A 10591-nucleotide genomic window follows, 5' to 3' on the forward strand; every position below is an offset into this window, starting at 1 on the left:
CCCGGCCTCGCCGTCGACCGGCCGGACGGTCCAGTCCGCGGTGGCGCCGAGGTCGCGCCGGCGCACCGGGCGGGCGGTCGCGGGAGACGCCGGGGCGGGCGGGGCGGCGTCCAGGTCGCTGACCCGGCGGCCGAGCACGGCCAGCGCGAGCTCGCAGAAGGCGGAGTCGGCCCAGGAGAACCACTCCCGGGTCCAGCGGGTGGGGTCGTCGACGTCGAAGCCCTCGTGCAGGTAGCCGGTGCCGCCATCGGTGGCCGCCAGCAGCCGCAGCAGCTCCAGCGGCCGGTCCGGGTCGGTGCTGGTGAGCCCCTCCACCGCCAGCGCGATGGGCCAGACGTAGCGGTCGGGGGTGTGCGGGCTGCCGATCCCGGCCGCGGCCGAGCCGGCGTGGTACCACGGGTTGTCGGGGCTGAGCACCAGCGCCCGGGTGGCGAGGTAGCGCTCGTCGTCGGTGGCGCAGACGCCCAGCAGCGGCAGCGAGAGCAGGCTGGGCATGTTGGCGTCGTCGGCCAGCAGCGTGCCGCCCATGCCGTCGACCTCGTAGGCCCACACCCGGCCGTGCCGCTCGTGCTCGACCACGCCGTGGCGCTCCACCCCGTCCCGCAGCTCCGCGGCCAGCGCGGTGGCCTCGGCGGCCAGCGCGTCGTCGCCGTAGACGGACGCGGCGATCTCGGCCACCCGGTCCAGGCTGCGGGCGGCGAAGAGGTTGGCCGGGATGTTGTAGCCGAACGCGCAGGCGTCGTCGCTGGGCCGGAACCCCGACCAGGTCATCCCCGTCACCGCGACCGGTCCGCCGAGGCCGTGACGGGCCAGGGTCTCGCTGGCCAGCCGGCTGGGCCGGCGGAACCGGTAGGTCGACTGCGCCTCGTGCTGCTGCTCGCGCCGCCACAGCTGCACCACCCGGCGCAGCCCGAGCAGGACACCGTCGTCGAAGACCGCGGTCGACCCGGTGGCCCGCCACCAGCGGTGGGCCAGCAGCACCGGGAAGGCCAGCGAGTCCACCTCGTACTTGCGCTCCCACAGCCGCGGGTCGGGGTGGTTGTCCGCGGTGTCCCAGGCGGCGCCGGTCGGCCCGTCGTTGACCGCGTTCGCGTACGGGTCGTGGCGGATCGAGGCGAACTGCCGGCGCAGCACCTCGGCCAGCACGTCGGCCAGACCGGGCGCCTCCTCCAGCAGCAGCAGGTAGGGCTGCCACTGGGCGGTGGAGTCGCGCAGCCACATCGCCGGGATGTCGCCGGTGACGACGAACGCCGTGCCGTCCTCGTGGCGGGTGAGGGTGCGCTCGACCGTCTCGCGCAGCGCGCGCGCGAAGACGGTGGCGACGGCCTCGCCGGCCACCTCGGCGAGCTGGCGGGCGAGGTCGTCGACCACCGCGCTGGGCAGCAGGTCGCGGTGGGGGGACGGGCTGGTCATCCGGGCCTCCGGTGTTCGGGGTCGTCGAGGGAGCGGCCTGACGGGGTCAGGCGGCGGACCCGCGCTGGTACTGCTCGTCGTCGGTCAGCGCCCAGCAGCGGGCCCGGTGACCATCGTCGACCTCCACCGAGGGCGGGGAGGCCTCGGCACAGCGGGGACGCGCCAACGGGCACCGCGGGTGGAACCGGCAGCCCGACGGCGGGGAGATCAGGTCCGGCGGCTCGGCGGCCACCGCGTCGGCCCGCGGACGCTCCCCGTCCCCGCCCGGACCGGCCGCCAGCGACTCCGGCGAGGGGTCGGGGGAGGACTCGACCAGGAGCCGGGTGTAGGGGTGCGCGGGGGTCTGGGTGACGTCCTCGCCGGAGCCGGTCTCGACCACCTCACCGGCGTAGAGGACGGTGATCTCGTCGGCGAAGTAGCGCGCGGTGGCGATGTCGTGGGTGATGTACAGCATCGCCAGCCCCTCCTCGTCGCGCAGGGTGGCGAGCAGGTTGAGCACCTCCAGCCGCAGCGACACGTCGAGCATGCTGATCAGCTCGTCGCCGAGGATCACGTCGGGCCGGACGGCCAGGGCGCGGGCGATCGCCACCCGCTGGCGCTGCCCGCCGGAGAGCTCGTGCGGGCGGGCGTCCAGGAAGCGGCGGGCCGGTACCAGCGCCACCCGCTCCAGCAGCTGCAGCATCTCGGTCTCCAGCTGCTCGGCCGGCATCTTCGGCCGGTGCAGCAGCAGCGGCCGGCTGAGCAGGTAGCGCACCGGGTGCAGCGGGTTGAGCGAGCTGAACGGGTCCTGCAGCACCAGCTGCACGGTGGCGGCGAACTCGCGGCGCTGCCGGCGGCGGCGCGCGGCCTCCACCGGGGCACCGTGCAGCTCCACCGTGCCGGCGGTCGGCTGCTGCACCAGGGCCAGGGTGCGGGCCAGCGTCGACTTGCCGCTGCCGCTCTCGCCGACCACCGCGTGGGTGCGGCCCCGGTGCAGGGCCAGGCTGACCCCGTCCAGGGCGTGCACCGCGCCGCCCTTGGTGGGGAAGTGCACGGTGACGTCGCGGGCGGCGAGCACCGGGCGGTCGTCGGCCCGACGGGCCGGGACGGGGCGGCCGGCGGAGCGCTCGTCGGTGGGACGCTCGTCGGTGGGGCTGGTCACGGTCGTCCTCCGGGGGAGCTGGGAGCGGGGGTGCCGACGGGGTGCAGGCAGGCGTGGGCCCGGCTGCCCTCGACGAACAGCGGCGGGACGGTGCTGCGGCAGTCCTCCTGGGCGCCGGCGCAGCGGTCGGCGAAGCTGCAGCCGATGCCGGCGGTGCGCAGGTCCGGCGGAGAGCCGGGGATGCCGCGCAGCGGGACCAGCGGCCCGCGCAGCGGCGGGAAGCTGTCGCGCAGGCCGGCGGTGTAGTGGTGCCGAGGGTCGCCCGCCAGCTCGGCCGGGGTGCCGGTCTCGACGATCCGGCCGCCGTACATGATCGCCAACCGGTCGGCGATCTCGAGCAGCAGCGAGAAGTCGTGGGTGATGAAGACGATCGCGAAGCCGAACTCGGCCTGCAGTCGCTGCACCTGGGCCAGGATCTGGCGCTGCATCACCACGTCGACGGCGGTGGTGGGCTCGTCCATCACCACCAGGTCGGGTTCGCAGGCCAGCGCGAGCGCGATGGTGGCGCGCTGGCGCATCCCACCCGACAGCTCGTGGGGGTAGGAGCGGGCCCGCGAGGCCGGGATGCCGACCAGCTCGAGCAGGTGGTGGGCGTGGGCGCGGGCGTCGGTCCGCGACATCCGCCGGTGCGCGGCCAGGGTGTCGATGAACTGGCTCTCCAGCCGGTGCACCGGGTTGAGCGCGTTCATGGCGCTCTGGAAGACCACCGACAGCCGCTCCCAGCGGAGCGCCCGCAGCTCCCTGCGGGAGGCGGTGAGCAGGTCGACCGGAGGGCCGTCCTGCCCGGGTCGCGGGTGCAGCAGCGCGGTGCCGGCGGTGGTGCGGGCCGGCGGGCGCTGCAGCCGCAGCAGGGCGGTGATGAGGGTGGTCTTGCCGCTGCCGCTCTCCCCGGCGATGCCGAGCACCTCGCCGCGGCGGATCTGCAGGTCGACATCGCGGACGGCCAGCAGCGGGTCACCCGGCTGGCCGTAGTCGACCCGCAGCCCGCGGACGTCCAGCAGCACGGGGGCCTCGGTGGTGGCGGTGCCCGCGGCGGCTGGGGCGGTGGTGGGGCTCATGCCCGTCCTCCCTTCACGCGCGGCGCACGGGGCACCCGGAGCCGCGGGTTGGTGATCTCGTCGACGCCGAAGTTGACCAGTCCGGCGGCCGCGCCGAGCAGGGTGATCGCCGCACCCGGGGGCACGAACCACCACCAGGCGCCGGAGAAGAGGGCCTGGCGCTCCTGGGCCTGGCGCAGCATGCTGCCCCAGCTGACGGTGTTGACGTCGCCGATGCCGAGGAACTCCAGACCGGAGACGGCCAGGATCGAGGTGACCACCGCCAGCATCAGCGTGGAGGAGATCACCGGCAGCAGGTTGGGCAGGATCTCCGCACCCATCACGCGGGCGTCCCGTTCACCCATCAGCTTGGCGTTGGTGACGAAGTCGCGGTTGCGCAGCGAGACGGTCTGGATCCGCTTGGAGCGTGCGCCCCAGGCCCAGCCGGTGACGCCGATGACGATCGCGACCGCGATCGACCCGCCGCGGCCCTGCAGGTAGCCGGCCAGCACGATGACCAGCGGCAGGCCCGGCAGCACCAGGAACACGTTGGTCACCGCTCCCAGCACCTGGTCGAGGACGCCGCCGTAGTAGCCGCCGACCAGCCCGACCAGGACGGACAGCACGGTGGACGTGGAGGCCGCGATCAGCCCGACCAGCAGCGAGGAGCGGGTGCCCCAGATCAGCTGGGCGAAGACGTCCACGCCGTCCTGGTTGGTGCCCAGCCAGTGCTCGGCCGAGGGCGGGGCCAGCACCTGCCCGGTGAAGGCGGTGGGGGACTGCCCCAGCAGGTGGGTGACCAGCGTGGGGCCGAAGATCGCCACGAAGGCGTAGACGGCCAGGATCAGCAGGCCGGCGCGGGCCTTGCGGTTGCGGGTCAGCCGGAGCCGGAAGCGGCGCGGCTGGGCGGTGGTCGCCGGCGCGGTCGCCGGGGTGGTCGCGGTCATCAGGCCTCCCTGGTGCGCGGGTCGAGCAGCACGTAGATCGAGTCGGCCACGAAGTTGGCCGCCAGCACCGACAGCGAGATGGTGAGGAACAGCGCCTGCATCAGCGGGTAGTCGAGGCTGACCACGGCCTGGTAGAAGAGGTAGCCGACGCCGGGGTAGGCGAAGACCGCCTCGGCCAGCAGCGAGCCGCCGACCACCGAGCCGAGCGAGATCGCCAGCCCGGCGACCTGGGGCAGCATCGCGTTGCGGGCGGCGTAGCTCATCATCACCCGCCACCGCGAGAGCCCCTTGGCCTCGGCCAGCTGCACGTAGTCCTCGGCGATGGTGGTGATCATCATGTTCCGCATCCCGAGGAACCAGCCGCCGATCGAGGAGACGATGATCGTCAGCGCCGGGAGCACCGCGTGGTGGATCGCGCTGGCGATGAACTCGACCGAGAGGCCCGGGTCCAGCGACAGGTCGGACCCGTTCTGCGACGGGAACCACGGCACCGTCACCGAGAACGCCAGCAGGGCCAGGGTGCCCACCCAGAAGTAGGGCATCGAGCCGAGCAGGGTGGCCAGCGGCGCCATCACCGAGTCCGCCAGCCGTCCCGGCCGGGAGCCGGACAGGATGCCGAGCCCGGTGCCGAGCAGGAAGGCGATCACCGTGGTGACGCCCACCAGGGTCAGCGTCCAGGGCAGCCCGGTGGAGATCACCTCCCACACCGGCTGGGGGTAGTAGGTGGTCGACAGCCCGAGGTTGCCCTGCGACAGCTCGCCGAGGTAGTCGACGTACTGCTGGGCGATGTTGCCCTCCGGCTGGCCGAAGAGCGCCCGGATCGCCTGCTCGGTCTCGGGGGTGATCGGCTGGCGCTGGGCCAGCTGGGTGATGATCACCGAGGCCGGGTCGCCGGGCATCACCCGCGGGATGAGGAAGTTCAGGGTGATCGCGGCCCAGGCCGTGCCGAGGTAGAACAGGCAGCGCCGGGCGATCACCCGCAGCGCGCCGCCCCGCGCCCCGGACCGCCGACCGGCGGTCTGGACGGGGGCGACGCCGGTGGTGGCGCTCACGAGCCGGCGGGCTCGAGCTTGGCCAGCATGTCCTCCACCGAGCTGCCGGCGAACCACGGGGCGCAGACGCCGTAGGGGTCGTCCTCGCTGGGGAAGCCGGTCCAGTTGGCGGTGGTGTAGGCGCAGCCTGCGGTGATGTTGGACAGCGTCACGAACGGCACCTCCTCGGTGACGATCCGCTGCAGCTCGTAGCCGGCCTCGCGCTGCTCCTCGACCGCCGAGGCCGCGGCGAAGCGGTCCAGCGCGGCGTCGGTCTCCTCGTCGCGCCAGCGCCCGTAGTTGGCGTAGCTGCTGGGGCTGCCGTCCTCGCCGCCGGCCAGCGAGCTGTTGAGCATCGAGTTGTAGAACACGTACGGGGTGTTGCCGTAGGCGAACCCGTAGCCCACCAGGTCGTAGCCGCCGTTGGCGCGCTCGGAGCTGTAGGTGCTGCTGGCCGCGGTCTCCACGTTGACGGTGATCCCGATCTCGGCGAGCTGCTGGGAGATGATCCGGGCCCGCTGCACGGAGTCGGCGAAGTCGCCGACCTCGCCGTAGCTGAGGGTGAGCGGCGCTCCGTCGGGGCCGATCGCCCGGCCGTCGGCGTCGAAGGTGTAGCCGGCCTGCTCCAGCTCGGCGCGCGCGCCCTCGAGGTCGCGCTCGACCGGCTCGGTGTACTGCGGGTCGAGCCAGTCCGAGAGGGTGGTGGCGTCCAGCCCGGTCTGGCTGATCGGCTGGGCGCCGACCTGGGTGACCAGCTCGATCTGCTGCGGCTTGTCCATCGCCAGCATCACCGCGCGCCGGACGCGGACGTCCTGCAGCGCAGGCACGTCGTGGTTGAACACGAGGTACAGCCCGCCGTAGGTCGGGTAGAAGTAGCCGTGCTGGTCGGAGGTGCTGACGTAGCCGTCGATGAGGTTGGGGATGGCCGCACCGGAGACGTCGACCTGGCCGCGCTCGAGCTGGGAGACCAGGGTCGAGGAGTTGATGATCGGCATGTTGATCGTCTCGACCTGGATGTCGGAGGTGCGCCAGTAGTCCTCGCGCAGGGAGAGGGTGACCTGCTGGGGGCTGAAGCGGCCCAGCTCGTAGGGCCCGCTGACCACCGGCTGGTCGTTGGTGAAGGTCTGCGCGTCCACGCCCTCCCACTGCGCCTTCGGCACGATGTAGGTGGCGAAGATGCCGGCGAGCAGGGTGGAGCCGGGCTCGGCGAAGGTGAACTCGACGGTCTTGTCGTCGACGGCGGTGACCGTCTCGAACTGGGCACCGCGCTGGTTGAGCGCCGGGTTGTCCTTGGCCAGCTGGAGGGTGAAGCGGACGTCCTCCGCGGTGACCGGCGTGCCGTCGGACCAGGTGGCCTCCGGCTCGACGTGCACCGTCAGGGTGCGCCCGTCCTCGGACAGCTCGTAGCCGCTGGCCAGCCACGGCGTGAACTCGCCGCCGTTGATGATGTCGGTGTTCATCAGCGTCTGGAACATGTAGTTGCGCGTGCCCTGGGTGGCCGAGCTGAGGAACGGGTTGAAGTTGCTCTGGATCACCGAGCCGCTGAAGGCCATGTCGACCGTCAGCGGCGGGGTCTCCCCGCTCCCGCCGTCGGAGGAGGACGTGGGGCTGCTGCAGCCGACGAGCAGCAGACCACCGACGGTGGCGAGGGCGGCGGCGGCGAAGAGCCTGGAGCGATGGGTCACGGCGAGTTACCTCCGGATGCACAGAGCGACATTGGTCAGACCGATGCGGGACCGTGACACGGGGCCACGGCCGTCTCTGCGGTAGGAGGGGCATCCGCTCGGCCGTCGAGGAATAAGTTCGCATACTGTCCGAATAAAAGAAAACCCGGCGGCAGCAGTGGTAACCAAGCCGTTACGTTGGACCCTGTAGCCCCGTGCCCCGGCACCGGCCGCGTCCGCCCGGGCGCAACCCGTCACACCAAGGAGATCTGATGACCGAACGCACCGCCATCCGCACCGACGACGCCCCGGCCCCCGCCTTCACGTTCTCCCAGGGGGTGCGCAAGGGCAACCTGCTGCAGGTCTCCGGGCAGGGCCCGCAGGACCCGGCGACCGGGGAGTACCTGTTCCCCGGTGACGTCGCCGCCCAGACCACCCGGACGCTGCAGAACGTGCGCGCGGTGCTGCTGGCCGGCGGGGCCGACCTCGACGACGTCCTCTCGCTGCGGGTCTACCTCACCGAGCGGGCGCACTTCGCGGAGATGAACGAGGCCTACGGGGCGTTCCTCGCCGAGCACTGCAGCAGCGACGTGCTGCCCTGCCGCACCACCGTCTTCGTGGGTCTGCCGCGGGAGGAGATGCTGGTCGAGATCGACGCCCTGGCCGCACTGGGCTGACCGGCTGGGTCAGTGCGAGGTGGCCTTCTCCGCCCCGGCGCCGGTGAGCGAGCGCACCTGCAGCTCGGTGTAGCGCTCACCGGAGCCGTCCCTGCCGCCGAGCAGGGTGCCGACGAACCCGCAGAGGAACCCGAACGGGATGGAGACCAGCCCGGGGTTGTTGAGCGGGAACCAGGCGAAGTCGGCCGTGGGCAGCAGGGAGGTCGGAGCCCCGGAGACCACCGGGGAGAAGACCACCAGACCCACCGCGGCGACCAGCCCGCCGTACATGCTGGCCAATGCCCCGGTGGTGTTGAACCGCCGCCAGAACAGGTTGTAGATCAGCGTGGGCAGGTTGGCCGAGGCCGCGACGGCGAAGGCCAGCGCGACCAGGAAGGCGATGTTCAGGCTCTGCGCCGGGATGGCCAGGGCGATCGCCACCGCGCCGATGACGAAGGCGGCGATCCGGGCCACCCGGACCTCCTGCCGCTCGGTCACCTCGCCCTTCTTCACCACCGTGGCGTAGAGGTCGTGGGCCACCGAGGTGGCCGAGGTCAGCGTCAGCCCGGCCACCACGGCGAGGATGGTCGCGAAGGCCACCGCCGAGATCAGCGCCAGCAGCACCGCGCCGCCGATGCTGCCCTCGCCGCCGCCCACCGCCTCGGCCAGCAGCGGCGAGGCGACGTTGCCCGCGGACTCGCGCACCGCGGAGCCCTCCCCGGTCGGCACCAGCGCCGCGGCGCCGAATCCGAGCACCAGCGTCATCAGGTAGAACGCGCCGATCAGCCCGATCGCCCAGAGCACCGACTTGCGGGCGGCCTGGGCGGTCGGGGTGGTGTAGAAGCGGATGAGGATGTGGGGCAGGCCGGCGGTGCCGAGCACCAGGGCCAGGCCGAGGGAGAGGAAGTCGAACTGCCCGGCGAGGTTCTTGCCGTACAGCTGTCCCGGCTGCAGGAACGCCTCGCCCTGGCCCGAGGCCTCAGCCGCCGCGCCGAGCAGCTCGGACAGGTTGAACCCGAACTGGGCGAGCACCAGCACGGTGATGAGCAGCGAGCCGACCATCAGCAGGACGGCCTTGACGATCTGCACCCAGGTGGTGCCCTTCATGCCGCCGAAGGTGACGTAGATGATCATCAGCGCCCCGACCAGCACGATCACGGTGTTCTTGAGCACGGGGGAGTCCAGCCCGAGCAGCAGGGCGACCAGGCTGCCGGCGCCGACCATCTGCGCGAGCAGGTAGAAGATCGAGACGACGATGGTCGACAGCGCCGCCGCGGAGCGCACCGGCACCTGACGCATCCGGTAGGCCAGCTGGTCGGCCATCGTGTAGCGCCCGGAGTTGCGCAGCAGCTCGGCGATGAGCAGCAGCGCCACCAGCCAGGCGACGAGGAACCCGATCGAGTAGAGGAAGCCGTCGTAGCCGTACAGCGCGATCGAGCCGGAGATGCCGAGGAACGAGGCGGCCGACATGTAGTCCCCGCCGATGGCCAGCCCGTTCTGCAGCCCGGAGAAGTTGCGGCCGCCGGCGTAGTAGTCCGCGGCGCTGCGGTTCTGCCGCGACGCCCAGATGGTGATGCCCAGGGTGAGCGCCACCACCACCGAGAACAGCACGATGATCAGCACCTGGCTGCTCATGTCAGCGCCCCCGTCCCTCGGCGCCGGGGACGCCACGGGCGGAGCCCGACTCGAAGTCCTCACGCAGCTCGTCGGCCAGCGGGTCCAGGCGGCGGATCGAGTAGCGCGCGTAGAGCACCGCGATGGCGAAGGTGGAGACGAACTGCAGCAGCCCGAAGACGACCGCGACGTTGACGTGGCCGACCACCTGCTGGTTCATGAAGCCGCGGGCCCAGTTGTTGCAGGCGACGTAGACGACGTACCACGCCATGAACGTGATCGTGGCCGGCACCACGAAGCGCAGGTAGCGCCGGCGCAGCTCGTCGAACTCGGGCCGGGCGGCGACCGCCTCGTACCGCTGGTGGACCTGGGGGTGGGGTGTGTCCATGGGCCTCTCCGCATCGTCGTCGATCCGGACCCGGCGGTGGGTCTGCGGCCACGCTAGGCCCCCGCGCGGGCCGGCGCCAGCACCGTGCGGCGGGCGCCGCGGTCGCGTCACCAGCCCCAGCCGGTCTACACCTGGGGCTCGGGCAGACCGAGCTGCTCCACCAGCCGGCGGGGGGCCTGCACGCAGAAGGAGTCGGTGAGCAGCTCGGCCAGCTCCTCGAAGTCGGTGTGCTCGTCGACCACCAGCCCGACGACGTCGCCGCCCCAGCCGGAGCGGAAGTAGGGCGGGCCCATGTGCTCCAGGGCCGCCACCTCGTCCGGGCGGGCGCGGAAGGTGACGCGGAACAGCTGGTCCTCCCCGCCGAAGACGTGCGCGACCGTCGCCTGCCCGACGCGCCAGCGGACGCCGGTCCAGGCGTCCTCCTGCTCGCACCCGGGGAACCGCTCGAGGATGCCGGCGATGCGCCGCACCATCCACCCCGGCACCTCGGGCCGCTCGACCTTCGCCATGGCAGCAGCCTGCCACCGGGCACCGACAACCGGCAGAGCCTCCGACGGCCCGCGCTCCGACAGGCTCGGCGCGTGGTGATGGGGTCTGCGCCCAACCCGGCCCCAGCGCCCGAGCCGCCCCCAGCGCCCGAGCCGCCCCCAGCGCGCGAGTCGACGCCAGCGCCCGAGCCGCCCCCAGCGCGCGAGCCGCC

At 72.7% G+C, this 10591-nt stretch carries 10 protein-coding genes; 1 reads left to right on the plus strand and 9 read right to left on the minus strand.

Annotated features, from left to right (window positions below; genetic code table 11):
* The 6 genes from DVA66_RS11540 to DVA66_RS11565 form a co-directional block, all read right to left on the minus strand.
* The coding region (locus DVA66_RS11540) for a glycoside hydrolase family 125 protein (protein ID WP_157973967.1) at positions 1–1413 on the minus strand (1413 nt) is incomplete at its 3' end.
* A gap of 46 nt (positions 1414–1459) precedes the next feature.
* On the minus strand, positions 1460–2554 hold the full coding sequence (locus DVA66_RS11545) for an ABC transporter ATP-binding protein (protein ID WP_198671686.1): 1095 nt from the start codon (positions 2552–2554) through the stop codon (positions 1460–1462).
* Positions 2551–3612, minus strand: a complete 1062-nt coding sequence (locus DVA66_RS11550) for an ABC transporter ATP-binding protein (RefSeq protein ID WP_114560223.1) — start codon at positions 3610–3612, stop codon at positions 2551–2553. The genes DVA66_RS11545 and DVA66_RS11550 overlap by 4 nt, the downstream gene beginning before the upstream one ends.
* Positions 3609–4538, minus strand: coding sequence for an ABC transporter permease (locus DVA66_RS11555; RefSeq protein ID WP_114560224.1), 930 nt, complete (start codon positions 4536–4538; stop codon positions 3609–3611). The genes DVA66_RS11550 and DVA66_RS11555 overlap by 4 nt, the downstream gene beginning before the upstream one ends.
* Positions 4538–5590 carry an ABC transporter permease gene (locus tag DVA66_RS11560; RefSeq protein ID WP_232821918.1) on the minus strand — a complete coding sequence of 351 codons (1053 nt, stop codon included), beginning with the start codon at positions 5588–5590 and terminating at the stop codon, positions 4538–4540. The genes DVA66_RS11555 and DVA66_RS11560 overlap by 1 nt, the downstream gene beginning before the upstream one ends.
* Positions 5587–7254, minus strand: coding sequence for an ABC transporter substrate-binding protein (locus DVA66_RS11565; protein ID WP_114560225.1), 1668 nt, complete (start codon positions 7252–7254; stop codon positions 5587–5589). The genes DVA66_RS11560 and DVA66_RS11565 overlap by 4 nt, the downstream gene beginning before the upstream one ends.
* 251 nt (positions 7255–7505) lie before the next feature.
* Here DVA66_RS11565 and DVA66_RS11570 point away from each other — a divergent pair, with 251 nt between their 5' ends.
* Positions 7506–7910 (plus strand): RidA family protein, encoded by a 405-nt coding sequence (locus tag DVA66_RS11570; RefSeq protein WP_114560226.1) that lies wholly within the window; start codon positions 7506–7508, stop codon positions 7908–7910.
* A gap of 9 nt (positions 7911–7919) precedes the next feature.
* Here the strand turns inward: DVA66_RS11570 and DVA66_RS11575 are convergent, their stop codons facing one another.
* The 3 genes from DVA66_RS11575 to DVA66_RS11585 form a co-directional block, all read right to left on the minus strand.
* Positions 7920–9524 (minus strand): solute symporter family protein, encoded by a 1605-nt coding sequence (locus DVA66_RS11575; protein WP_114560227.1) that lies wholly within the window; start codon positions 9522–9524, stop codon positions 7920–7922.
* A 1-nt stretch (position 9525) separates the two neighbouring features.
* The gene (locus DVA66_RS11580) at positions 9526–9891 is read right to left on the minus strand and encodes a DUF485 domain-containing protein (RefSeq protein WP_114560228.1); all 366 of its coding nucleotides are present in this window, start codon (positions 9889–9891) and stop codon (positions 9526–9528) included.
* Between the two features lie 125 nt (positions 9892–10016).
* Positions 10017–10400, minus strand: coding sequence for an MmcQ/YjbR family DNA-binding protein (locus tag DVA66_RS11585; RefSeq protein WP_114560229.1), 384 nt, complete (start codon positions 10398–10400; stop codon positions 10017–10019).
* Positions 10401–10591: the final 191 nt, after the last annotated feature.

This window comes from Desertihabitans aurantiacus (genome assembly GCF_003344635.1).
GTDB classification, from domain to species: Bacteria; Actinomycetota; Actinomycetes; order Propionibacteriales; family Propionibacteriaceae; genus Desertihabitans; species Desertihabitans aurantiacus.

Coding starts and splice junctions, on each gene's coding strand:
- DVA66_RS11570 (WP_114560226.1), top strand. CDS start 7,506: ATGACCGAACGCACCGCCATCCGCACCGACGACGCCCCGGCCCCCGCC.
- DVA66_RS11575 (WP_114560227.1), bottom strand. CDS start 9,524: ATGAGCAGCCAGGTGCTGATCATCGTGCTGTTCTCGGTGGTGGTGGCG.
- DVA66_RS11585 (WP_114560229.1), bottom strand. CDS start 10,400: ATGGCGAAGGTCGAGCGGCCCGAGGTGCCGGGGTGGATGGTGCGGCGC.
- DVA66_RS11555 (WP_114560224.1), bottom strand. CDS start 4,538: ATGACCGCGACCACCCCGGCGACCGCGCCGGCGACCACCGCCCAGCCG.
- DVA66_RS11550 (WP_114560223.1), bottom strand. CDS start 3,612: ATGAGCCCCACCACCGCCCCAGCCGCCGCGGGCACCGCCACCACCGAG.
- DVA66_RS11580 (WP_114560228.1), bottom strand. CDS start 9,891: ATGGACACACCCCACCCCCAGGTCCACCAGCGGTACGAGGCGGTCGCC.